21 protein-coding genes are annotated in these 22,990 nt (G+C 62.9%); 16 read left to right on the forward strand and 5 right to left on the reverse strand.

Annotated features, from left to right (window positions below; translation table 11 throughout):
• Positions 1-60 precede the first annotated feature (60 nt).
• The 4 genes from ACPDZI_RS16030 to ACPDZI_RS16045 form a co-directional block, all read right to left on the reverse strand.
• Positions 61-1,017 (reverse strand): diguanylate cyclase domain-containing protein, encoded by a 957-nt coding sequence (locus ACPDZI_RS16030; protein ID WP_339331349.1) that lies wholly within the window; start codon positions 1,015-1,017, stop codon positions 61-63.
• A gap of 178 nt (positions 1,018-1,195) precedes the next feature.
• A complete protein-coding gene (locus ACPDZI_RS16035) occupies positions 1,196-1,840 on the reverse strand; it encodes a cold-shock protein (RefSeq protein WP_438833469.1) in 645 nt (214 codons plus the stop codon).
• Between the two features lie 116 nt (positions 1,841-1,956).
• A complete protein-coding gene (locus ACPDZI_RS16040) occupies positions 1,957-2,523 on the reverse strand; it encodes an isochorismatase family cysteine hydrolase (protein ID WP_438833470.1) in 567 nt (188 codons plus the stop codon).
• Positions 2,524-2,556: 33 nt separating this feature from the next.
• A complete protein-coding gene (locus ACPDZI_RS16045; protein ID WP_438833471.1) occupies positions 2,557-3,720 on the reverse strand; it encodes an FAD-dependent oxidoreductase in 1,164 nt (387 codons plus the stop codon).
• A gap of 267 nt (positions 3,721-3,987) precedes the next feature.
• Here ACPDZI_RS16045 and miaB point away from each other — a divergent pair, with 267 nt between their 5' ends.
• The 5 genes from miaB (at position 3,988) to lnt (ending at position 9,717) form a co-directional block, all read left to right on the forward strand.
• Positions 3,988-5,421 carry a tRNA (N6-isopentenyl adenosine(37)-C2)-methylthiotransferase MiaB gene (gene miaB, locus ACPDZI_RS16050; protein WP_017409244.1) on the forward strand — a complete coding sequence of 478 codons (1,434 nt, stop codon included), beginning with the start codon at positions 3,988-3,990 and terminating at the stop codon, positions 5,419-5,421.
• 55 nt (positions 5,422-5,476) lie between these two features.
• Positions 5,477-6,520, forward strand: coding sequence for a PhoH family protein (locus ACPDZI_RS16055; protein WP_043121096.1), 1,044 nt, complete (start codon positions 5,477-5,479; stop codon positions 6,518-6,520).
• Positions 6,517-6,981 carry an rRNA maturation RNase YbeY gene (ybeY, locus tag ACPDZI_RS16060; protein WP_252375743.1) on the forward strand — a complete coding sequence of 155 codons (465 nt, stop codon included), beginning with the start codon at positions 6,517-6,519 and terminating at the stop codon, positions 6,979-6,981. Before ACPDZI_RS16055 ends, ybeY begins: the two co-directional genes overlap by 4 nt.
• Positions 6,982-7,076: 95 nt before the next feature.
• The gene (gene corC, locus ACPDZI_RS16065; protein WP_011707019.1) at positions 7,077-7,961 is read left to right on the forward strand and encodes a CNNM family magnesium/cobalt transport protein CorC; all 885 of its coding nucleotides are present in this window, start codon (positions 7,077-7,079) and stop codon (positions 7,959-7,961) included.
• Between the two features lie 211 nt (positions 7,962-8,172).
• The gene (lnt, locus tag ACPDZI_RS16070; RefSeq protein WP_438833472.1) at positions 8,173-9,717 is read left to right on the forward strand and encodes an apolipoprotein N-acyltransferase; all 1,545 of its coding nucleotides are present in this window, start codon (positions 8,173-8,175) and stop codon (positions 9,715-9,717) included.
• Between the two features lie 87 nt (positions 9,718-9,804).
• Here the strand turns inward: lnt and ACPDZI_RS16075 are convergent, their stop codons facing one another.
• A complete protein-coding gene (locus ACPDZI_RS16075; protein ID WP_005298255.1) occupies positions 9,805-10,293 on the reverse strand; it encodes a zinc ribbon-containing protein in 489 nt (162 codons plus the stop codon).
• A 145-nt stretch (positions 10,294-10,438) separates the two neighbouring features.
• Between ACPDZI_RS16075 and leuS the strand changes: the two genes are divergently transcribed.
• The 11 genes from leuS to ACPDZI_RS16130 all read left to right on the forward strand — a co-directional run bounded on the left by leuS (position 10,439) and on the right by ACPDZI_RS16130 (position 22,845).
• The gene (gene leuS, locus ACPDZI_RS16080; RefSeq protein WP_438833473.1) at positions 10,439-13,018 is read left to right on the forward strand and encodes a leucine--tRNA ligase; all 2,580 of its coding nucleotides are present in this window, start codon (positions 10,439-10,441) and stop codon (positions 13,016-13,018) included.
• A gap of 117 nt (positions 13,019-13,135) precedes the next feature.
• Positions 13,136-13,618: an LPS-assembly lipoprotein LptE gene (gene lptE, locus ACPDZI_RS16085; RefSeq protein ID WP_016351676.1), complete on the forward strand. Its 483-nt coding sequence runs from the start codon at positions 13,136-13,138 to the stop codon at positions 13,616-13,618.
• A gap of 27 nt (positions 13,619-13,645) precedes the next feature.
• A complete protein-coding gene (gene holA, locus ACPDZI_RS16090) occupies positions 13,646-14,677 on the forward strand; it encodes a DNA polymerase III subunit delta (RefSeq protein WP_043161851.1) in 1,032 nt (343 codons plus the stop codon).
• 40 nt (positions 14,678-14,717) lie between these two features.
• On the forward strand, positions 14,718-15,362 hold the full coding sequence (gene nadD / locus ACPDZI_RS16095; protein ID WP_438833474.1) for a nicotinate-nucleotide adenylyltransferase: 645 nt from the start codon (positions 14,718-14,720) through the stop codon (positions 15,360-15,362).
• 185 nt (positions 15,363-15,547) lie between these two features.
• Entirely contained in the window at positions 15,548-15,889 is a 342-nt protein-coding gene (rsfS, locus tag ACPDZI_RS16100; RefSeq protein ID WP_011707026.1) for a ribosome silencing factor, read from the forward strand.
• Between the two features lie 22 nt (positions 15,890-15,911).
• Complete coding sequence (gene rlmH, locus ACPDZI_RS16105) at positions 15,912-16,379, forward strand: 23S rRNA (pseudouridine(1915)-N(3))-methyltransferase RlmH (protein WP_005298242.1); 468 nt, start codon at positions 15,912-15,914, stop codon at positions 16,377-16,379.
• A 156-nt stretch (positions 16,380-16,535) separates the two neighbouring features.
• The gene (gene mrdA / locus ACPDZI_RS16110; protein WP_044800587.1) at positions 16,536-18,458 is read left to right on the forward strand and encodes a penicillin-binding protein 2; all 1,923 of its coding nucleotides are present in this window, start codon (positions 16,536-16,538) and stop codon (positions 18,456-18,458) included.
• Complete coding sequence (gene rodA / locus ACPDZI_RS16115; RefSeq protein ID WP_025201273.1) at positions 18,451-19,554, forward strand: rod shape-determining protein RodA; 1,104 nt, start codon at positions 18,451-18,453, stop codon at positions 19,552-19,554. Before mrdA ends, rodA begins: the two co-directional genes overlap by 8 nt.
• Complete coding sequence (mltB, locus tag ACPDZI_RS16120; protein ID WP_438833475.1) at positions 19,554-20,552, forward strand: lytic murein transglycosylase B; 999 nt, start codon at positions 19,554-19,556, stop codon at positions 20,550-20,552. Before rodA ends, mltB begins: the two co-directional genes overlap by 1 nt.
• Positions 20,494-21,459, forward strand: a complete 966-nt coding sequence (locus ACPDZI_RS16125; protein WP_102988154.1) for a septal ring lytic transglycosylase RlpA family protein — start codon at positions 20,494-20,496, stop codon at positions 21,457-21,459. The genes mltB and ACPDZI_RS16125 overlap by 59 nt, the downstream gene beginning before the upstream one ends.
• 195 nt (positions 21,460-21,654) lie before the next feature.
• Positions 21,655-22,845, forward strand: coding sequence for a D-alanyl-D-alanine carboxypeptidase family protein (locus tag ACPDZI_RS16130; protein WP_011707032.1), 1,191 nt, complete (start codon positions 21,655-21,657; stop codon positions 22,843-22,845).
• Positions 22,846-22,990 lie beyond the last annotated feature (145 nt).

Here is a 22,990-nt window from a genome sequence, read left to right on the forward strand (position 1 = left end):
CAGGGAGTCGATATCAGGGGGCTGGCGAGGTATCGCCACAGAGGGGGTGGCAATCGAGTATCAGGCGGCCGGCAGCGCGCTGCAGCTGACGCAGTGGCAGCGATTCTTGCCCCCCTGCTTGGCCAGATAGAGCGCCATGTCGGCGGCGGTCAGCAGCTCCTCTTCCGAGACGCGGGCCTGCTGCGGCAACAGGGTGGCAATGCCGACACTGGCGCTGAGTTGAAGTCCATCCGCCCCCGGGATCAGCAGCTCGCCGATGCCAACGCGAATGGCCTCCCCCATGCGGGAGGCGGCCTCTCCTCCGGTATTGCCGAGGATCAGGGCAAATTCGTCGCCGCCGAAGCGGCACGGCAGATCGGTGGCCCGCTGGCAGAAGGTGCTCAGCAGCTGACCCACCTGCTGTAAGAAACCGTCCCCGACCTGATGGCCGAAGTGGTCATTGCACAGCTTGAAGTTGTCCAGATCCAGCATGATGAAGGAGATGGGGGTCTGTTCGCGCATGCTGCGCCGCCACTCGTTGTGCAGAAAGCTGTTGAACAGCCGCCGGTTTGCAAGCCCGGTCAGCGGATCGTGCAGGGAGAGGTAGACCATGTCCAGCTCCTGCAGCTTGCGCTCGGTGACGTTGATGTGGCTGATGGTATAGAACTCCACCTCGATACCGGGGATGGCGGAGACCCGCATCATGAACCAGCGCTGGGTATCCGGGCTGTGACAGGGGTACTCCAGATGAAAGTGCTGCTGCTCGTGGCGCAGTACCCGCCGGATCCCTTCGGCCGCCATCTGGGCCAGCGGCTCCACCGAGTTGTCGCACACCCTCAGATAGTTGACGCCCAGCCAGTCGTACCCCTCGGGCATGCCGTTCTGTTCGGCGAAACTATTCCAGGCGAGATTGGTGTAGTGGATGACGCCATCCCGATCGATCACCGAGATCTGCTCCTCCAGCGAATTGAGCAGTGCAGACAGGTATTGCGCCCGATCGGAGAAGTGAAACAGTGATCCCTGAAAATAGTCCGCCATGACCCTGCTCCTTACCCAACAACGACGCACCGCACCTGCCACAACCACAACCACAACCACAACCACAACAATAATGCCGGCATTCCGTCCATGACGAAGTGGCATCGGCGGCCATGGCCCGCCACCGGCCTGCAAGATAAAGATAGATGATCAACCACTTGCATCAGACTATCCCTCGCTAGTGACCACACCACTGGCTTTCACAAGGAATCCCGTTCCCTCTTCCTCTGCCGTCCATTTTGGTATTGGGGCAGTTTTGCAAAAACCAGGTCGCCTCCTCGCAGGAGGTCATCTGGGAGCAGTACTGCCGACCGTCGCACTGACGGACGAAGGTGGGCGCCGCCTGCGGGCTGTCTGTGCTGTCCGCTGCCTGCTGACTGAAAGAAGAGGTTGGCGAAGGCGAGACCGACTCGGCCGAGAAGCGGGAGTAAACGGAGAAGATCCCGGCCAGCACCAGCAGCGGGATCAGCTTGCCGCGCCAGTTGCTGCGGCGCCGATAGACGGGGCGCTGGCGTGCCTTGGCTGGCGTCGGCCGCTCCCCGGCCGCAGCCTGTCTGCCCACAAAAGGCGCTGATTGGGCGCCTGCCAGCGACAGCGGCCGGTCCGGAAAGAACACCTGCTCGGCCCTGGGTTTGCCATCCTGGCCGCTGCCAAGCTGATAGGAGACCCGCTCGCCAATCTTGGGCAGCGAGCCATCTGACTGCAGCGCCGAGATATGCACGAACAGCTCGGCACCTTTTGGCTCTCCGTTTCCCTGCTCGGGGGCGATAAAACCAAAGCCGCGCGCCTCGTTCCAGCGCACGATCCGTCCCTGATAACGCATGCCCTCATCCTTGTGGCCATTGATGCTCGCTTCATGTTGCCCAAAATGGCTGCGGCCCGACAGGGGGCCGCAGACAAAATGTCAAAACAGTGAGCAAGCTCCGCCTGCCGCCAGGATCAGGCCAGCTGGGCCACCTTGCAGATCTCGGCGATGCGGCCGAGCATTCGCAGCGAGGCATGGTGCTCATTGGCATCCGCCGCCGCGCAGGCATCCTCCAGGATGGTGATGGCGTAGTCGCGATCATGACCCTCCCGCGCCGCCGCCTGAATGGCCCAGCTGGTACTCACCCCGGACAGATAGAGGTGCTCGATGTGGTTGGCCCGCAGCGCCGGCTCCAACGCGGTGCCGTAGAAGGGGCTGACCCTGGGCTTGGTCAGCACCAGATCCCCTGGCTGCACATCGAGGTCTGCGTGAAAGTCGGTGCCGCCATCGCCAAGCGACAGCGCCCCGAACTGGTGAGCCCGGCCAAACATGGGCGAGCCCTTGGGCTGCAGCAGATAGTGCGGGTCAAAACCCACCTTGATCAGCACCACCAGCCAGCCGTGGGCACGGGCATGGGCCAGCGCCTGATTGGCGTGCGCGATGGCGTCCTGTTCCAGCACATGGGCCGCCGAGGCGGCGATGCGCCCGTCCGGGTGGGCGATGTCGTTGATGAAATCGATCACCAACAATGCCTTGTTCATGCTACCTGCTCCCTCATGATGGCGCCGCGCGCCTTAAACCAGCCCCAGCGCATAGCGTAGCGCCATCTCCTTGAGCGGGCCTGCCTTGTCCGCCAGATTGAGGGCCAGGTTGCGCGCCAGCTTGAGCGGGCCTATCTCGTTGCTGAACACCCCGTAGAAGAGATCCATCCCCGACTGCATCAGCAGGTTGTCGGGGCGGCGGCGCCGCTCATAACGCCCAGCCAGCGCCAGCTGATGCCAGTCGGCCCCGGCCCCTTGCAGCAGATCGCGCCAGCAGGCCACATCCTTGAAGCCGAGGTTGACCCCCTGCCCCGCCAGCGGGTTGATGGTGTGGGCGGCATCGCCCAGCAGCACCACCCGGCCGGCGTGGTAGTCGTTGGCGTGGCGGCGCACCAGCGGGAAACTCCCCTTGGCCGTCACGGCAAACCCGCCGAGCCGGCTCGGGAAGTGGCGGCGCACCTCGGCGGCCAGCCCCTCGTTGCTCATGGCGGCCAGCGCCCGGATGCGGGCCGGACTGTCATACCAGACCAGGGAGCCGTGTCGGCCCGGCAGCGGCAGGAAGGCGCGCGGGCCGCTCGGGGTAAACTGCTGCCAGGTGATGTCTTCCTGCTCGAAGTCGGTGTCGATGTTGATCAGCATGCAGTGCTGACGGTATTCAAAGCGCGATACCCCGATACCGGCCAGCTTGCGGGTGTGGGATTCGGCGCCGTCGCACGCCAGCACCCAGCGGGCGGCCAGTTCGGTGCCGTCGTCCAGAGTCAGCACAGCTTCATCCGCACTCTGGCGCAGGCTCGACACCGCCGCCGGGGTGTGGGTCTGGATGTTGGGGAAATCTTCCATACGTCTGAGCAACGCCAGCTGCACCAGCCGGTTCTCGATGATGTAACCGAGCTGGGGCAGGCCGAGGTCGCCGGCGTTGAAGCGGGTGGCGAAGCCATCCAGCTCCCAGGTCTCCAGCCGGCGATAGGGGCACAGCCGCATCTGCTGCAGGTGCTGCCAGGCACCGGCCTGCGCCAGCAGCGCCACCGACGCCTGACTGATGGCGGAGACCCGCAGATCCAGCGGCTGCTCAGGGGCGTATTGCTCCGGCAGCCGGGTCTCGATGACCCGCACCGAGAGACCCTGCGCCGCCAGCAGACAGGCGGTGGCGGCGCCGACCATTCCGGCCCCGACGATGGCGATATCACACTGTTCCATAACTTGATTCCTGCAAGGGGTGAGCCCGGGCAAGGGGAAAACGCAGCCGGACCGAATGACCACATGATACCGCAAGGGGCGCCGGGAAACAGTGAAGGGTGTGGAGAATTAGTGCGCCAAATCAAGGAGAAAGCCGATGCCGACAGGAAGCCCGCCAGCGGCGCTCCGGCCGTGGCCGGCTGGATATTCGCTAGGCAGTCTCCGGATTGCGGAGTAAAATGCCCGGTCCTTTGACCATGCCGCATTCAAAACAAGTCAAGAGAAGCAATGAGCAAAAAACTTCACATCAAAACCTGGGGTTGCCAGATGAACGAGTACGACTCGTCCAAGATGGCCGACCTGTTGGATGCCAGCAATGGCTACACGCTTACCGAAGAGCCCGAAGAGGCAGACGTTTTGCTGCTCAACACCTGCTCCATCCGCGAAAAAGCGCAGGAGAAGGTGTTTCACCAGCTGGGACGCTGGAAGAAGCTCAAGGCAAACAAACCCGGTCTGGTGATCGGCGTGGGCGGCTGCGTCGCCTCCCAGGAGGGGGACAACATCCGCACTCGCGCCCCCTATGTGGACATCGTCTTCGGCCCGCAGACCCTGCATCGCCTGCCCACCATGATCAAGCAGGTGCAGGAAGGGCGCGGTGCCCAGGTGGACGTCGCCTTCCCGGAAATCGAGAAGTTCGACAGCCTGCCCGAGCCGCGCGCCGAAGGGGCGACCGCCTTCGTCTCCATCATGGAAGGCTGTTCCAAATATTGCTCCTTCTGCGTGGTGCCCTACACCCGCGGCGAGGAGGTGAGCCGACCGCTCGACGACGTGCTCTATGAAATCGCCCAGCTCGCCCAGCAGGGCGTGCGCGAAGTGAACCTGCTCGGCCAGAACGTCAATGCCTATCGGGGCCCGACCTTCGACGGCGGCATCTGCACCTTCGCCGAGCTGCTGCGGCTGGTGGCCGCCATCGACGGCATCGATCGCATTCGCTACACCACCAGTCACCCCATCGAGTTCACCGACGACATCATCGAGGTCTACAAGGATACCCCGGAAGTGGTCAGCTTCCTGCATCTACCGGTGCAGAGCGGCTCCGACCGTATCCTGACCATGATGAAGCGCCCGCACACCGTGCTGGAGTACAAGTCCAAGATCCGCCGCCTGCGCGCCGCCCGTCCCGACATCACCATCAGTTCCGACTTCATCGTCGGCTTCCCGAACGAGACGGACGAAGATTTCGAGGCCACCATGAAACTCATTGAAGAGATCAACTTCGACATGAGCTTTAGCTTCATCTACAGCCCGCGCCCCGGTACCCCGGCCGCCGACCTGCCCGATGACGTCGACATGGAGGTGAAGAAAGCCCGCCTGACCCGCCTGCAGCACGTTATCAACAACCAGTCGATGCAGATTGGCCGCGCCATGCTGGGCTCCACCCAGCGCATCCTGGTGGAAGGGCCCTCCAAGCTCGACCCCATGCAGCTGTGCGGCCGCACCGAGAACAACCGGGTGGTCAACTTCGAAGGCCCGCACACCCTGATCGGCGGCTTTGCCGACGTGGAGATCACCGAGGTGCGTCCCAACTCCCTGCGCGGCAAATTCCTGCGCGGCGAGAACGAGATGAACCTGCGCATCGCCACCGCCCCGAGCGAGATCCTGGCCCGTCGCCCGGACAACGTACCGGACCAGCTGGGCGTGGCCGCCTTCACTCCCCATTAATCTGTTCACCCCATCCGGCCCCGGCCGGGTGGGATCGCGTCAAGACGAGGACACTTTGAGCCGACACATCTCGACCCTGAATCTGCATCTGGAACCCGCCGACAACCAGCGTCTCGCCAGTCTGTGCGGTCCGTTCGATGACAACGTCAAACAGCTGGAGCGCCGCCTCGGCGTCGAGATCAGCTACCGCGACAACCACTTCCAGCTGCTGGGCAAGCAGGCCCAGGTGGAGGCGGCCGCCGTCATCATCAAGCACCTCTATGTAGAAACCCAGCCGCTCAAGGGTGGCAAGGTGACCGACATCACCCCCGACATGGTCCATCTGGCCATTCAGGAGTCGCGGGTGCTGGAGCAGGATGACGAGCCGGCGCCTAGCATCCCCTATGGCAAGGAGGTGACGGTCAAGACCAAGCGCGGCCTCATCAAGCCGCGCAGCCCCAACCAGGCCCAGTACATCGCCAATATCGTGCGCCACGACATCTGCTTCGGCATAGGCCCTGCAGGAACAGGCAAGACCTATCTGGCGGTGGCGGCGGCGGTGGACGCGCTGGAGCGTCAGGAAATTCGCCGCATTCTGCTGACCCGTCCGGCGGTGGAAGCGGGCGAGAAGCTCGGCTTCCTGCCCGGCGATCTCTCCCAGAAGGTGGATCCCTACCTGCGTCCGCTCTACGACGCCCTGTTCGAGATGCTGGGCTTTGAGCGGGTGGAGAAGCTGATGGAGCGCAACATCATCGAGGTGGCGCCGCTCGCCTACATGCGAGGCAGAACCTTGAATGACGCCTTTATCATCCTGGACGAGGCCCAGAACACCACCACCGAGCAGATGAAGATGTTCCTGACCCGCATCGGCTTCAACTCCAAGGCGGTGGTGACCGGCGACATCACCCAGGTAGACCTGCCCCGCAACCAGAAGTCGGGCCTGCGCCACGCGCTGGAAGTGCTGCAGGATGTCGACGGCCTGTCGTTCAACTTCTTCGAATCCAAGGACGTGGTGCGCCACCCGGTAGTGGCCCGCATCGTGCAGGCCTACGAGGCGTTCGATGCCAAACAGGCGGCCGACAAAGCCGCCCCCCACACCAGTAAAGAGAGTGCCCAATGAGCGTGACTCTGGATCTGCAACTGGCCAGTGCCAGCACCGACGGCCTGCCGAGCGAGGCCCAGCTGCAGAGCTGGCTCGATGGCACCATTCTCGGCTTCCAGCAGGAGGCCGAAGTGACGGTGCGCATCGTCGACGAGGCGGAGAGCAACGAGCTCAACCTCACCTATCGCGGCAAGGACAAGCCCACCAACGTGCTCTCCTTCCCGTTCGAGGCCCCACCCGGCCTGGAGCTGCCGCTGCTCGGCGATCTGGTGATCTGCCGCCAGGTGGTGGAGCACGAAGCCACCGAACAGGGCAAGCCACTGATGGCCCACTGGGCCCACATGGTTGTGCACGGCAGTCTGCATCTGCTAGGTTATGACCATATTGAGGATGACGAGGCCGAAGAGATGGAAGCGCTCGAGCGCGACATCATGCAGGAGCTCGGTTTCGCCGATCCCTATCTGAACGACGAAGAGTAAAGAACCGGATGGTCATCGTCTTGAAACAGCCGATGCCCATCCTCATATAGCCACAACGATTTCAAGTGTGTTCATACGAGTAACCAAGAGAGAAAATGACCGACGATCACCCTAGTACCGGCTCGCCGAAGAAAACCTGGCTCGACAAACTCAGCCAACTCTTCCAGGGCGAGCCAAAAGACCGCAACGATTTGGTGGAAGTGATAGCCGACGCCGAAGAGCGCGATCTCATCGATCAGGACACCAAGGACATGATCGAGGGCGTGCTCGAAATTGCCGAGCTGCGCGTGCGCGACATCATGATCCCCCGTTCCCAGATGGTGACCATCGAGAAATCCCAGCCAGTGGACGAGATCCTGCCGGTGATCATCGAGTCGGGCCACTCCCGCTTCCCGGTGATCAACGAAGACAAGGATCACGTGGAGGGCATCTTGCTCGCCAAGGATCTGCTGCCGTTCGGGTTTGGCGGCCACCATGCCAGCGAGCCGCTGCAGCTGGAGAAGATCCTGCGTCCCACGGTGATCGTCCCCGAGAGCAAGCGGGTCGACCGTCTGCTCAAAGAGTTTCGTGAAGAGCGCTACCACATGGCCATCGTGGTGGACGAGTTCGGCGGCGTCTCAGGTCTGGTGACCATCGAGGACATCCTCGAGCTCATCGTCGGCGAGATTGACGACGAATTCGACGACATCGAGGATGAGCCGGACGAGATCCGCCGCATCAGCAAGCGGGTGTTCGCCGTCAGCGCCCTCACCGAGATTGAAGATTTCAACGACTTCTTCGGCACCCAGTTCAGCGATGAAGAGGTGGATACGGTGGGCGGTCTGGTGATGCACGCCTTCAGCCACCTGCCCAAGAAGGGTGAGGAGATCGAGCTGGAAGGCTACCTGTTCAAGGTGATGCACGCCGACAAGCGCCGCTTGCAGCAGTTGCAGGTGAAGATCCCCGACAACCATGTCGCGGCCCAGTCCGAGGCCCAATAAGCCCTGGTCCTTGCCCACAGCGCCCCGCCCGTCGGGGCGCTGTTCGTTTGAGCGCACACCACCTCTGCTTCCCACGAGTCACAGGGCCCGTCATCGCCCTTTTAACCTCTCGCCTCGGACCGTCGGGCCGGGAGGCTCGCCGTTGACCGCCTTTACGGGTTAAGATACTGGCCACTCAACCCATTGCCGTTCAATCCGAGCCTTATCGCCCGTGAAATTACAGCCCGTGAAATCGAAACTCCTGACCAGCCTGTTTGCCATGGCCTCTGGCGCCATCGCCGTGCTCGCCTTCTCGCCCTTCAACTACTGGCCGCTGGTGATCCCCTCCCTGCTCGGTCTCTACGCCCTGCTGGACAAGGCCAACCCCAAGCAGGCGGCATGGCGCGGCTTTGGCTACGCCATGGGGCTGTTTTTGCCTGGGCTGTGGTGGATCCACGTCAGCATGACCATGTTCGGCGGCATTCCGCTGCCGGTGGCCTTCGTGTTGCTGGCCGGGCTGTCAGCCTATCTGGCGCTCTATCCGACCCTGGCCTGCTGGGTCTTCGCCCGCTTCTTCAGCGGTCGTCACTGGAGCCGCTGGCTGCTCGCCTTCCCGGCGCTCTGGCTGATGGCCGACTGGCTGCGCGGCTGGGTGATGACCGGCTTCCCCTGGCTCTGGTTCGGCTACAGCCAGATCGACGGGCCCCTCAAGGGCTTTGCCCCCATCCTCGGCGTGCAGGGCATCACCCTCGCGCTGCTGTTGACCGCCTCCGCCTTCTGGCTGCTCTGGCAGAGCCGCAAGCCGGCCTGGCTGCTGGTGCCGGTAGCTCTGGTGGGCGCCGCCCAGGGGCTGATGCAGCTCAACTGGGTAACCCGCGGTGAACCGGTCAAGGTGGCGCTGGTGCAGGGCAACATCGAGCAGTCCCTCAAGTGGGATCCGGATGCGCTGGTGCCGACGGTGCGCAAGTATCAGGATCTCAGCCGCGAGAACCAGGACGCCGACATCATCGTCTGGCCGGAATCGGCCATCCCGGCCATCGAGAAGGAGATGGGCAACTACCTGGAGAGCCTGGACAAGGCGATGAAGGTGAACGATACCGGCCTGCTGGCGGGGATCATCCACTACGATCTCGAGCAGCAGCGCTTCTTCAATACCGTGCTCGGCATGGGGGTGCAGGATGCGGAAGGCAAGGAGTCCTACTACTACCAGCACAAGAACCGTTACTACAAATACCACCTGCTGCCCATCGGCGAGTTCGTGCCCCTTGAAGATCTGCTGCGTCCCATAGCGCCCTTCTTCAATCTGCCCATGTCCTCCTTCAGCCGCGGTGACGAGGTGCAGCCGAATCTGATCGCCAAGGGGCTCAAGTTTGCCGCCGCCATCTGCTACGAAATCATCTTCCCGGACGAGGTGCGCCGCAACGTGCAGCCGGATACCGACTTCCTGCTGACCGTCTCCAACGACGCCTGGTTCGGCACCAGCATCGGCCCCTGGCAGCACATGGAGATCGCCCGCATGCGTGCCCTCGAGCTGGCTCGCCCGCTGCTGCGCGACACCAACACCGGCATCACCATCGTCACCGAGACTGACGGCAGCATCATCGCCCAGATCCCGCAGTTCGAGGCCGGCGTGCTGCGCACCGAGGTGCGTCCCGCCCACGGCGAGACCCCCTACCTGCGCTTTGGCAGCTGGCCCATGTATGGCATCGCCGCCCTGCTGCTGGCGCTGGGACTGGGGCTGCGCCCCCGCGCCCACCCCTGGGCGCGCAAGGGCTGACCCAGTCGTACAACCCGATAAATGAGAGAGGCGCCCAAGGGCGCCTCTCTCTATGGTTTGGCTTATGGCTTGGCACCATCTGGCGGCTTAGGGAGAGAGCGGCTCACGGTGATACTCATCGGCACCGCACTCGGGGCAGGTGCCGAGCTGTTCGGGGTGCAGCACGGTATGGCGCCACTCGCAGTGATCGCACACCAAGACCCCGAGCCCCACCCAGTCGCCGGCCCGATAGACACCCTTGTGCTCCAGCTCATCCGCCAGCTCCTGCCACTCCACCTGGGTACGGTCGGTCACGTCCGCCAGCCAGGACCAGGCGGTGTCTTTGAGCGCCAGCATGAAGGCGGACTCCTCCACCTGCTCATCCTTGCGCCCCTCGTCATAGTTGCCCAGATCCCGCTTCACATACTCGGCGATCAGCGCCAGCTCGTCCTGGGTCAGATCCCCGGCCGCCTCCAGATAGGCCTGCACCTTGGCGATCATCCGGTTGAGGCGCTCCCCCTGGAACTGTTCTGTCTCTTGCCACTGCTTTTGCAGCTCGGCAATGAAGGCTTCGTACCCTTTTTGACGTTTGTCCATGGCCGTTACTCCTCTACTGAACCCTGATCAGGCCCGGCTTAAGGCCCGAGGGACGCTGGCGGTTGTTGCCGCCGCAGGATATGGGTATTCTATTGCGATTTCCCAGCTGATTTATCTATCCATTTCACAGATCCGGATGTCACCAATGCAAGAGCAATACGTTCCCCAATCCATAGAACCAGCAGTGCAAAAGCACTGGGATGCCAAGAAAACCTTCAAGGCGGTGGAGAAAGTAGACAAGGAAAAGTTCTACTGCCTCTCCATGTTCCCCTATCCGTCTGGTCGTCTACACATGGGGCACGTTCGCAACTACACCATAGGTGATGTGATCTCCCGTTATCAACGCCTCAATGGCAAGAACGTGCTGCAACCTATCGGTTGGGACGCCTTCGGCCTGCCGGCGGAAAACGCCGCCATCAAGAACAACACGGCACCGGCGCCCTGGACCTATGAAAACATCGAATACATGAAGAACCAGCTGAAGATGCTGGGTCTGGGTTATGACTGGGATCGCGAGCTGGCCACCTGCAAGCCGGACTACTACCGCTGGGAACAGTGGTTCTTCACCAAGCTCTACGAGAAGGGTCTGGTCTACAAGAAGACCTCCTCCGTCAACTGGTGCCCGAACGACATGACCGTGCTGGCCAACGAGCAGGTTGTCGACAACTGCTGCTGGCGCTGTGACACCCCGGTGGAGCAAAAAGAGATCCCCCAGTGGTTCATCAAGATCACCGACTACGCCGAAGAGCTGTTGAACGATATCGACAACCTCGAAGGCTGGCCTGAGATGGTCAAGACCATGCAGCGCAACTGGATTGGCCGCTCCGAAGGGGTCAACATCAGCTTCGCCATCGAGGGTCAGGCTGAGCATCTGGAGGTCTACACCACCCGTCCGGACACCTTCATGGGCGTGACCTATGTCGGTATCGCCGCCGGCCACCCGCTGGCGCTGCAAGCAGCCCAGACCAATCCGGAACTGGCCGCCTTTATCGAAGAGTGCAAGAACACCAAGGTAGCCGAAGCTGAACTGGCCACCATGGAGAAGAAGGGCATGGCCACCGGCCTCTACGCCATTCACCCGCTGGATGGCCGCAAGGTGCCGGTCTGGGTCGCCAACTTCGTGCTGATGAACTACGGCACTGGCGCCGTGATGGCGGTACCGGGCCACGACCTGCGCGACCATGAGTTCGCCACCAAGTACGGTCTCGAGATCAAGCCGGTCATCAAGCCGGTCGATGGCGATCTGCCGAACGTGATCGACGCCGCCTACACCGACAAGGGCGTGCTGTTCAACTCAGGCGAGTTCGACGGCCTCGAGTTCCAGCCGGCATTCGATGCCATCGCCAGCAAGCTGGAAAGCCTTGGCTGCGGCAAGCGCACCGTCAACTTCCGTCTGCGCGACTGGGGTGTCTCCCGTCAGCGCTACTGGGGTGCCCCCATCCCGATGCTGACTCTGGCTGACGGTACCGTGGTGCCGACTCCGGAAGATCAGCTGCCGGTACTGCTGCCGGAAGATGTTGTGATGGACGGTATTCAGAGCCCGATCAAGGCCGACGCCGAGTGGGCCAAGACCACCTACAACGGTCAGGAAGCGTTCCGCGAGACCGATACCTTCGACACCTTCATGGAGTCCTCCTGGTACTACGCCCGCTACTGCTCCCCGGACTACGACAAGGGCATGCTGGATCCGGCGGCAGCCAACCACTGGCTGCCGGTGGATCAGTACATCGGCGGCATCGAGCACGCCTGTATGCACCTGCTCTACGCCCGCTTCTTCCACAAGCTGCTGCGTGACGCCGGTCTGGTCAACAGCGACGAGCCGTTCAAGCGCCTGCTCTGCCAGGGCATGGTGCTGGCCGACGCCTTCTACTACAAAGACGAGAAGGGCGGCAACGTCTGGGTCAGCCCGACCGACGTCAAGGTGGAGCGTGACGAGAAGGGTCGCATCACCAAGGCCGTCGACAATGAAGGTCGTGAAGTGATTCACTCCGGCATGACCAAGATGTCCAAGTCCAAGAACAACGGCATCGACCCGCAGCTGATGGTGGAGCGTTACGGCGCCGATACCGTGCGTCTGTTCATGATGTTCGCCTCGCCGGCCGAGATGACCCTGGAGTGGTCCGACTCCGGCGTCGAGGGTGCCCAGCGCTTCCTGCGCCGTCTGTGGCGCATCACCTTCGAGCACGTCAGTGCCGGCGTAGCTCCCGCACTGAATGTGGCGGCACTCAGCGGCGACCAGAAGGCCGTGCGCCGCGAGCTGCACAAGACCATCGCCAAGGTGAGCGACGACGTGGGTCGCCGTCAGACCTTCAACACCGCCATCGCCGCCATCATGGAGCTGATGAACAACCTGGCCAAGCTGGGCAGCGACGAGCAGGATCGCGCCCTGATGCAGGAAGCGCTGGAAGCGGTCGTGGTCATGCTCTACCCCATCACCCCGCACATCGGCTTCGAGCTGTGGAAGATGCTGGGCAAGGGCGACGACGTGGATCACGCCACCTGGCCGGTGGCCGACGAAGCGGCCATGGTCGAGACCGAGAAACTGGTAGTGGTGCAGATCAACGGCAAGATGCGTGGCAAGCTGACCGTGCCGGCCGAGATCAGCCAGGCCGACGTCGAGAAGCTGGCAATGGCCGATGCCTCGGTCCAGAAGTTCACCGACGGTCTGACCGTGCGCAAGGTAATCTACGTGCCGGGCAAACTGCTCAACATCGTGGCCAACTGATGCCATACCGCCTGGCTATGCAGACTGACCGTCTGGTTGCCAGGCGGTAACAGCAAACGGATGATAACGGCGGGCCCTGCGCCCGCCGCTCTTCACTTCATGCAAAGAGGATTTTTTATGGGCACCACCCTCACTCGCTGGCTGACCATACTGCTGACCGGTCTGCTGCTGCAGGCCTGCGGTTTTCAGATGCGCGGCACCGCCATCCCGCCCGAGTTGATGACCATGAAGGTGGTCGGTGACAACAAGAGCGACTTCTATCGGCTGGTCACCACCCGCCTCAAGGCGGCCGGCGTGCAGCTCGCCGACAAGGAGGGCATCCCAGTGCTGACCCTGTCCGGCGTCGGCAGCACCAGCCAGGTCGCTTCCGTCGACTCCATCGGCCAGGCCCGTGAATACGTGCTGGGCTACAACACCCAGTTCACCGTCTCCATGCCGGGCAAACCGACCCAGGTCTTCCCCATAGCCTTCAACCGCAGTTTCCTGAACAAGCCGGACGCGGCGCTCGCCTCCTCCCGCGAGCAGGAGCAGCTTGGCAAGGAGATGCAGGAACAGGCCGCCAACCTGGTGATCCGCCAGCTCAGCCAGGTCAAGTTCTGATGCACGTATTTTGATGAGAGTTCGTTGATGAGAGTCTATCCCGAGCAGTTTGCGGATCACCTCAAAGCAGGGCTCAAGCCCTGCTATCTCATTTTTGGGGACGAGCCCTTGCTCAAGCTCGAGGCAATCGACGCCGTGCGCCAGGTGGCCCGCAAACAGGGCTTCGATGAGCGTCACAGCTTCGTGGTGGAGCAAGGGCTGGACTGGAATCAGGTCTACGATGCCTGCCAGGCCATGAGCCTGTTCTCGGCACGCCAGATCATCGAGCTGGAGCTGCCGGCCAAGGTCGACAAGGAGTTGGCCGCCCGCATCAGCGAGATCGGCAAACAGCTGCACCCCGATCTGCTGCTGGTCCTGAGCGGTAATCGCCTCAACCAGACCCAGATGAAGGCAGCCTGGTTCGACAAGCTGAGCCAGAGCGGCACCTATGTACCGGTCAACCACCCCGAGCCCCGTTTCTTCCCGCGCTGGATGAGCGCCCGCTTCCAGCGCTTCGGCCTCAAGGCGCTGCCGGATGCGGTCAACTTCATGTGCCACTCCTATGAGGGCAACCTGCTGGCCGCCAGCCAGGAGATAGAGAAGCTGACCCTGCTCTCGCCGCCCCAGCCCATCAGCGTCGCCTATCTGCAGGAGACCATCATCCGCCACGCCCACTTCACCCCGTTCCAGCTCATCGACACCCTGCTGGAAGGGAAGGTGAACCGGGCCCAGCGCATCCTGCTGGCCCTGCGCGCCGAGGGCACCGAGCCCGGCATGCTGGCCTGGGCCTTGTGCCGCGAGCTGGAGCAGCTCACCGAGCTGGCGCTGGCGGCCAGGGCCGGTCAGCCGCTGGTGGAGCACTTCTCCCGCCTGCGCATCTGGCAGAGCCGCCAGCAGCTCATTCAACAGGCGCTGACCCGGCTGCCCTTCGCCAAGCTGCAGCAGTTGTGGCAGCTGATGGCCCGCCTTGACGACGCCCAGCGTCGCTTCGATACCGAGCAGGCCTGGCTGATGCTGCAGACCCTCGCCCTCGGTTTTCGCGATGGCACCCCCTTGCCGCTGGCGGGATCTGACGCATGATCCAGCCCGTCGACATCCCGGTCATCGCCGGAGGGAGCCCATGTTGAAACCGCCCATCGGCATTCTGGGGGGGACATTCGATCCCATCCACATCGGTCACCTGCGCCCGGCCATCGAGGCCCGCGACGCCCTGGGCCTGGCCGAAGTGCGTCTGCTGCCGAACCATATTCCGCCCCACCGGGCCAGCCCCTTCTGCTCGAGCGAGCAGCGCCTGGCCATGGTCGCCCTGGCAGCAGCGGAAAACCCGGGCTTCGTGGTGGATGAGCGGGAGCTCAAGCGGGACACCCTCTCCTGGACCATCGACACCCTCATCGAGCTGCGTCATGAACTGCCGGACACCCCACTCTGCTTTTTGATGGGGATGGACTCCCTGCTCGGCCTGCCGAGCTGGCACCGCTGGCAGGAGCTGCTCGATTACGCCCATCTGGTGGTGAGTACCCGTCCTGGCTGGCAGCCCGATTATCCGGCCGAGGTGGCCGAGCTGCTGGCCCGCCACCAGAGCCAGCAGGTGACGGATCTGCACCGGCTGCGCCATGGCAGCATCTGGCTGGCGGACAATCTGCCGGTCGAGCTGTCGGCTACCCGCCTGCGGGCGCTGCTGGCGACGGGCGCGGATCCCCGCTATCTGCTGCCGCCGTCGGTGGCGCAATACATCCGCCAGCAGGGGCTGTACCGGCCGGCATGAACCCGATCGCGGCCGGCGGTTGTCCGGCGCGGATCGCGCACTATAGTGATCAACAGGGGGCGAGTTTGCCAAGCGGGCACGGCCCCTGTTCCACTCCCCTTCGCCGCACTGGGAAACGGGAGTGACCATGATATAATCCGCCGCCCTCACGCCGTGAAAGCGTGCCGGAATACAGGAGAGACTCATTGCAAGGTCAAGAATTGCATGCCTTTATCGTCGACAAGATCGATGACATGAAAGGCCGCGACATCATCACCCTCGATGTACGCGGCAAATCCAGCATCACCGACACCATGATCGTCTGTTCCGGCAACTCCAGCCGTCACGTCAGCGCCATCGCCCACCATCTGGCCAGCGAAGCCCGCCATGCCGGGCTCGATCTGCTGAGCGTGGAAGGCCAGCTCACCGGCGAGTGGGTACTGGTGGATCTGGGTTCGGTGATCGTGCACGTGATGCAGGATGAGCATCGCGACTTCTATCAGCTGGAAAAACTCTGGAGCGGTACCGCTCAAGTGAACGCGCAATAACCGAGTACAAGTGTAATAAACGATGAAGATCCAGTTGATTGCGGTGGGCACCAAGATGCCCGCCTGGGTAGAGCATGGCTTCGAAGAGTATCGTCGTCGTTTCCCCAAAGACATGCCGTTCGAGCTGGTCGAGATCGGCGCCGGAAAACGTGGCAAAAATGCCGACATCCCCCGCATTCTGCAAAAAGAGGGGGAAGCCATGCTGGCGGCGGCCGGTCGTTCGCGTATCGTGACCCTGGATATTCCCGGCAAACCCTGGACCACCGAGCAGCTCGCCGTGCAGTTGGAAGCCTGGAAGCTGGATGGCCGCGATGTGGCCCTGCTGGTGGGCGGCCCTGAAGGGCTGTCGCCCGAGTGCAAGGCTGCGGCCGAACAGAGCTGGTCGCTGTCGCCGCTGACCCTGCCCCACCCGCTGGTGCGGGTGCTGGTGGCCGAGAGCCTCTATCGCGCCTGGAGCATTACCACCAATCATCCGTATCACAGAGAGTGAACCATGCGTTATTCCAGCATCACCCTCGCATACCCGAATCACAGAGAGTGGGACATGCACGATTCCAGCATCACCCTCTCAACCCAGAATCACAGAGCGTGAGCATGCACATCTGCACCCCGTTTCTCACCTGCTCGACAGTCATAAGGTAGCGGCATGCTGAAGAATCGCATCGAGATGCGCGACCACAGCGCCGAGGGTCGCCTCTTCTTCCGACGTACCCTGGTCGCCTACATCGGCATGATAGTGCTGATGCTGGTGTTGCTGGGCAACCTCTATTACCTGCAGGTCGAGTCTTACGACACCTACCAGACCCGCTCCAACGACAACCGCATCCGGGTGGTACCGGTGGCGCCGCCGCGCGGCCTCATCTATGACGCCAACGGCGTGCTGCTGGCGGAGAACCGCCCGGTTTACAGCCTGGAAATAGTGCCGGAAGAGACCAAGGATCTGGAGAAAACCGCCGACGAGCTGATCGCCCTGCTGAAGCTGCCAGAGGGGACCAAGGAGAAATTCCTGGCCGAGGTCAAGCGCCAGCGCCGCTTTAAACCGGTGGCCCTGTTCGAGAAGCTGACCGAGTATCAGGTCGCCCTCTTCTCGGTCAACCAGCACCTCTACCCGGGCGCCAGCATCGAGGCCTACCTCAAGCGCTACTACCCGTTTGGCGACACCCTCACCCATGCGCTGGGCTATGTGGCCAAGATCAACACCCGCGACGTGGAGCGCCTCGACAAGGAGGACAAGCTCGCCAACTATGCCGCCACCAAGGACATCGGCAAGCAGGGGGTGGAGAAGTACTACGAGGATCAGTTGCACGGCGTGGCCGGCTACCAGGAGGTCGAGGTCAACAACCGCGGCCGGGTGGTGCGTACCCTCAAGTTCCAGCCGCCCGAACCCGGCAAGGACATCTACCTCAACATCGACATCCGCCTGCAGCTCAAAGCGCAGGAGCTGCTGGCTGGACAGCGGGGCGCCATCGTGATGATGGATCCCAAGACTGGCGCCATCCTGGCTCTGGAGTCGAGCCCGAGCTACGACCCCAACCTGTTCGTAACCGGCATCTCCGGCGCCAACTACTCGGCGCTGCTCAACGATCCGGCAAGGCCGCTGGTGAACCGCACCACCCAGGGCATCTATGCCCCCGCCTCCACCGTCAAGCCCATGATGGCGGTGATGGGCCTCAACGAGGGGGCCATCACCCCCAACTACCGCTACTTCGGCGGCCCCAGCTTCTCCATCCCCGGCACCACCAAGAAGTTTCGCGACTGGCGCCGCTGGGGTCACGGCTGGCTCGATGTCTACCGCGCCATCGAAGTATCGGCGGATACCTACTTCTACGATCTCGCCTACCGGGTCGGCATCGACAAGATCAACAGCTACATGACCAAGTTCGGCTTCGGTCAGTACACCGGCGTCGATCTGTACGAGGAGACCAAGGGGGTAATGCCGTCGCGCGACTGGAAGATGGCCCGCTGGCGCCAGCCCTGGTATCAGGGTGACACCATCTCCATCGGCATCGGTCAGGGTTACTGGAGCGCCACACCGCTCCAGCTGGCCAAGGCGATCAGCATTCTGACCCAGAACGGCCACGACGTGACACCGCACCTGCTCAAGAGTACCGCTTCTCAGGAAGGAATCGTCGATGCTCCCGTCAACCCCAACATCGCCCTCAAACTCAAGAACGACAGCTACTGGAAAGTAGCGCAGGACGGGATGTGGCGAGTCAACCATGGCAATGAAGGGAGTGGTCGCCACTCATTTGCCAAGGCCCCTTACTCCTCAGGCGGCAAGTCAGGCACCGCCCAGGTTGTTGGCCTGAAGGAAAATCAGGTTTACAACATCAAAACCGTCAAGGCAGAGCATCGCGATAATGCCCTGTTCGTCGCCTATGCCCCCTTCGAGGCACCTAAAGCGGTCGTTGCACTGGTGCTGGAGAACTCAATTGGCGGCGGCGGCGGCCGGGCCGCATCGCCCATTGCCCGCAACATGCTGGACGCCTACCTGTTGCCACCAGAGCCGCAACTGCCGCCGGCGCCGGCCAAGAAGCCCCAATCTGAAGAGGTCGCTCCTCATGAGTAATTCCGCTCGCCAGCAGAGCATCTGGTACAAGCTGCACATCGACTTGCCGCTGCTGCTCGGCCTGCTGACCCTGATGTCCCTCTCCATGGTGGTGCTCTACTCCGCCTCCGGCCAGGACGTCGACTCCATCGTGCGCCAGCTGGTGCGCGGCGGACTGGCGTTCGCCCTGATGATCGGCATGGCCCAGCTGCCCCCCTCCCTCTATGCTCGCTGGTCGGTGCCGCTGTTCGTGGTGGTGGTGCTGCTGCTGATAGCGGTGGATGTGTTCGGCCATATTGGCAAGGGGGCCCAGCGCTGGCTGGACCTCGGTTTCATGAAGTTTCAGCCCTCCGAGGTGATGAAGCTCTCCATGCCCATCATGGTGGCCGCCTGGCTCAGCCGCCACTCGCTGCCGCCCAAGTTCAGCCACCTGGTGCTGAGTCTCATCATGGTGCTGCTGCCCACCCTGCTGATCGCGGCCCAACCCGATCTCGGCACCTCCATCCTGGTGGCCGCCTCCGGCTTCTTCGTCATCTTTCTGGCGGGGATCAGCTGGTGGCTGATCGGGCTGGCGGTGCTGCTGATCTGTGCCTTCATGCCAGTGCTCTGGTTCTTCCTGATGCACGACTACCAGCGCCAGCGGGTGCTGATGCTGCTCGACCCTGAGAAGGACCCGCTCGGTCGCGGCTATCACATCATCCAGTCCAAGATAGCGATCGGCTCCGGCGGCGTGTTCGGCAAGGGCTGGCTGCAGGGCACCCAGTCCCAGCTCGAGTTTCTTCCCGAGCGCCACACCGACTTCATCTTCGCGGTGTTCAGCGAAGAGTTCGGCCTGGTGGGCGTGGCCCTCCTGCTGGTGATCTACCTCTACATCATCAGCCGCTGCCTGTTCATCTCCATGCAGGCCCAGAACAGCTTCGAGCGCCTGCTGGGCGGTGCCCTGACCCTCACCTTCTTCGTCTACGTGTTCGTCAACATGGGCATGGTGAGCGGCATCCTTCCGGTGGTGGGGGTTCCCCTGCCGCTGGTGAGCTATGGCGGCACCTCCATGGTGACCCTGATGGCCGGCTTCGGCATCCTGATGTCCATCCAGACCCACAGAAGGCTGCTCGCCTGATGCGACTGGCCGGTTTGCTCCTCTCTCTCGTTGCCCTCACCGCAACGGCGGCCGTCGAGCCCCCGGGGCTCGCCCGGCTCGCCGAGCAACAACAGGTGCCGCTGGCCGAGCTGCAGGCCGCCGCGGCCCAGGCCAGCTTGCGCCAGGAGGTGCTCGACACCATCAGCCGCCCCTGGGAGGCCAAACCCTGGCACCGTTACCGGCCGCTGTTCATCACCCCAGAGCGGATCCGGGACGGTGTCGACTTCTGGCAACGCCACGCCGCCACCCTGGCGCGGGCCGAACAGACTTACCAGGTGCCGGCCTCCCTCATCGTCGCCATCATCGGCATCGAAACCTTCTACGGCCGCCAGATGGGCCGCCATCCGGTGCTCGACAGCCTCTATACCCTGGGCTTCCACTACCCGGAGCGGGCAGACTTCTTTGCCAAGGAGTTTGCCCAGCTGGTGCTGCTTGCCCAGGAAGAGAAGTGGCCACTCACCCGCCTGAAGGGTTCCTATGCCGGCGCCATGGGCATGGGTCAGTTCATGCCCTCCAGCTATCGCCACTACGCGGTCGACTTCGACGGCGACGGCAAGCGCGATTTGTTCGCAAATCCGGTGGATGCCATCGGCAGCGTTGCCCACTATTTTGCCGAGCACCAGTGGCGCTGGGGGGAGTCGCCGGTCGAACCCGCCTTGATCGGGTTGGCGCCAGTGGGTACCCTGCTGGGGCCTGCCCCCGAGCTGACCCAGACCTGGGTCGAGCTGGCCACCGCAGGCATTGAACTCGCCACCTCGCTGGCACCCGACACGCCGGTGAAACTGCTGGCATTGGAACAGGCCGATGGACCGGAATACTGGGTCGCGCGCCACAATTTTTATGTGATCACCCGCTATAACCGCAGCCCGCTCTATGCGATGGCGGTGTATCAACTCAGTCAAGCAATCCAGGACGCGTATGCATTACAGCCACAAACTTCTCCCGCTCAGCCTGACCTTGTTGCTGGCCGCCTGTAGCAGCCAGCCAGAGCAGCTTCCCCCGCCTCCCGAACCGATCCAGCCGGAAAAACCCCAGGTCATCGAGATCCCGCAGGCCACCGGCGCCATCCCGCGCCCCGAACCCCTGAGCGCCAGCGGCAACCGGGATTACTGGATAGGCAAGCAGAAGAACGAGGTGTGGCGCGACATCAAGCACTACAGCGAAGAGGGGACCGCCAGCTGGCTGGCGCAGGATCTGGACGGCCAGAAGACCGCCAACGGCGACGTGCAGGACAGCAAACTGTTCAGCGCCGCCCACCGCAACCTGCCGCTGCCAAGCTATGTGCGGGTCACCAACCTGGACAACGGGCTGGAGACCATAGTACGCGTCAATGATCGCGGCCCCTTCGGCAGCGACCGGCTGATCGATCTCTCCCATGCGGCCGCCAAGCAGCTGGAGATGGTGGAAGGGGGCGAGGCACGGGTGCGGATCGAGCTCATCAACGACACCCCGGACCAGATGGTGATCATGGCCCCCATGAAGCCCATCGAGATGACACCGACCACGCCGGCTGCCGCTGCCCCTGCAGCTCAGGACGGCTTCGTCGGCCAGCCCACCGAACTGGCCATGGCCACACCGGCTGCCGCCGAACCGGCCCCCGTCAAGGCTCCGGTCACCAAACCTGCCAAACCGGCAGCGGCCAAGGCGGCCACGCCCACCAGCAGCGGCGAGGGCAAGATGATCCAGGTGCTGGCCAGCGGCTCGCAGGCGCGGGCCGAGGCGATGGGCAAGGTGATGACCCAGCGCCATGGGGTGCCCTACCAAGTGGCGGCCCACGGTGCCATCTTCCGGGTCCTGCTGGGACCGGTCCCCGCCGCTCAGCAGAGCGCCCTGCTCGAACAGATCCGTCAGGGGGGGCTGGAGCAAGCCTTCATCGTCCCCTGATCGCGGAGTGGCTCACCCAGCATGAACCACCGCCAACCGCCCGCCATCACGTCGTTTCCCGGCGTGATGGCGGCAACGGATGGATAAAAAACCAGGCCAGATGGCACGTCGGGCTTTGACCGACGGTCGCTTCTGGTATAGTGAAGCCCGCATTTTTAACTTGGGTTACCCCAACCAGGCTCCAGGAATTTCAAGATGTCCAAATTTGCCCGTTCAGTTATTCTGGCCTCCCTGATAAGCGCCACCGCTCAGGCCAACACGCCTGTACCGACCCCGAACGCCAACCCCGTGGTCGTTCCCGCCGCGCCGGAGATCTCCGCCAAGGCCCATATTCTGATCGACTACTACTCGGGTCAGGTGCTGGCCGAGCAGAACGCCGAAGAGCGTCTGCCGCCCGCCAGTCTGACCAAGATGATGACCTCCTACATCATCGGCCAGGAGCTGCTGAAGGGGAACATCAAGCGCACCGACATGGTGACCATCAGCCAGAACGCCTGGTCCAAAAACTACTCCGACTCCTCCAAGATGTTCATCGAGGTGGGCAAGCAGGTATCGGTCGATGACCTGAACAAGGGCATCATCATCCAGTCCGGCAACGACGCCTGCGTCGCCATGGCCGAATTCCTGGCCGGCAGCACCGACTCCTTCGCCAGCCTGATGAACAGCTGGGCCGCCAAGCTCGGTATGAACGACAGCCACTTCATGAACCCGCACGGACTGGATGCGGAAGGTCACTACAGTACCGCCCACGACATGGCGCGCCTGGGCCAGGCCCTGATCCGCGACCTGCCGGACGAGTACAAGATCTACGCCCAGAAATCCTTCGTGTTCAACGGCATCACCCAGCACAACCGCAACCGTCTGCTGTGGGATCAATCCCTGCAAGTTGACGGCATCAAGACCGGCCACGTCAGCCAGGTCGGCTACAACCTGGTTTCCTCCGCCACCAACAACGAAGGCATGCGCCTGATCGCCGTGGTGCTGGGTGCCAGCAGCGAAGCCTCCCGCGCCGCCGAGAGCAAGAAACTGCTCACCTACGGTTTCCGTTTCTTCCAGAGCCTGACCCCGTACAAGGCCGGCACCGAGCTGGTGACCCAGAAGATCTGGATGGGCGACAAGTCTGAAGTGAAACTGGGCGTCGACAAGGACGTCTCCGTGCTGGTCACCCGTGGCCAGGGCAACAACCTCAAGGCCGACTTCCAGCTTGAAAGCGAGCTGAAGGCACCGCTGGCCAAGGGCCAGCGGGTCGGTACCGTGTTCCTCAAGCAAGGCGACAAGGAGATCAAGCAGGTTCCGCTGGTCGCCCTGGAAGAGGTGCAGGAAGGTGGCCTGATGAGCCGTCTGTGGGATTACCTGGTGATGCTGGTCTCCAGCTGGTTCAAGTAACCCGCGCACAAGCCTGACCAAACAGCGGCGCCAACAGGCGCCGCTGCTGTCTTTTGCGGTCGGGCCAGTCAATAACCCTGCAATCTGCAGGTTCCGCCGACTGACGATTTGTGGTAAAAAGCAGCACCTCCATGCCTCGTCTGCC

It is taken from the genome of Aeromonas oralensis, from assembly GCF_049665575.1.
GTDB lineage: Bacteria > Pseudomonadota > Gammaproteobacteria > Enterobacterales > Aeromonadaceae > Aeromonas > Aeromonas hydrophila.

What these genes read in the sequence shown, in the direction of transcription:
- holA (WP_043161851.1), top strand. Translation starts at nt 13,646, where the DNA reads ATGAGAGTCTATCCCGAGCAGTTTGCGGATCACCTCAAAGCAGGGCTC.
- rlmH (WP_005298242.1), top strand. Translation starts at nt 15,912, where the DNA reads ATGAAGATCCAGTTGATTGCGGTGGGCACCAAGATGCCCGCCTGGGTA.
- ACPDZI_RS16040 (WP_438833470.1), bottom strand. Translation starts at nt 2,523, where the DNA reads ATGAACAAGGCATTGTTGGTGATCGATTTCATCAACGACATCGCCCAC.
- ACPDZI_RS16130 (WP_011707032.1), top strand. Translation starts at nt 21,655, where the DNA reads ATGTCCAAATTTGCCCGTTCAGTTATTCTGGCCTCCCTGATAAGCGCC.
- rodA (WP_025201273.1), top strand. Translation starts at nt 18,451, where the DNA reads ATGAGTAATTCCGCTCGCCAGCAGAGCATCTGGTACAAGCTGCACATC.
- mltB (WP_438833475.1), top strand. Translation starts at nt 19,554, where the DNA reads ATGCGACTGGCCGGTTTGCTCCTCTCTCTCGTTGCCCTCACCGCAACG.
- ybeY (WP_252375743.1), top strand. Translation starts at nt 6,517, where the DNA reads ATGAGCGTGACTCTGGATCTGCAACTGGCCAGTGCCAGCACCGACGGC.
- corC (WP_011707019.1), top strand. Translation starts at nt 7,077, where the DNA reads ATGACCGACGATCACCCTAGTACCGGCTCGCCGAAGAAAACCTGGCTC.
- nadD (WP_438833474.1), top strand. Translation starts at nt 14,718, where the DNA reads ATGTTGAAACCGCCCATCGGCATTCTGGGGGGGACATTCGATCCCATC.
- leuS (WP_438833473.1), top strand. Translation starts at nt 10,439, where the DNA reads ATGCAAGAGCAATACGTTCCCCAATCCATAGAACCAGCAGTGCAAAAG.
- miaB (WP_017409244.1), top strand. Translation starts at nt 3,988, where the DNA reads ATGAGCAAAAAACTTCACATCAAAACCTGGGGTTGCCAGATGAACGAG.
- ACPDZI_RS16075 (WP_005298255.1), bottom strand. Translation starts at nt 10,293, where the DNA reads ATGGACAAACGTCAAAAAGGGTACGAAGCCTTCATTGCCGAGCTGCAA.
- mrdA (WP_044800587.1), top strand. Translation starts at nt 16,536, where the DNA reads ATGCTGAAGAATCGCATCGAGATGCGCGACCACAGCGCCGAGGGTCGC.
- ACPDZI_RS16125 (WP_102988154.1), top strand. Translation starts at nt 20,494, where the DNA reads ATGCATTACAGCCACAAACTTCTCCCGCTCAGCCTGACCTTGTTGCTG.
- ACPDZI_RS16030 (WP_339331349.1), bottom strand. Translation starts at nt 1,017, where the DNA reads ATGGCGGACTATTTTCAGGGATCACTGTTTCACTTCTCCGATCGGGCG.
- lptE (WP_016351676.1), top strand. Translation starts at nt 13,136, where the DNA reads ATGGGCACCACCCTCACTCGCTGGCTGACCATACTGCTGACCGGTCTG.
- ACPDZI_RS16045 (WP_438833471.1), bottom strand. Translation starts at nt 3,720, where the DNA reads ATGGAACAGTGTGATATCGCCATCGTCGGGGCCGGAATGGTCGGCGCC.
- ACPDZI_RS16035 (WP_438833469.1), bottom strand. Translation starts at nt 1,840, where the DNA reads ATGCGTTATCAGGGACGGATCGTGCGCTGGAACGAGGCGCGCGGCTTT.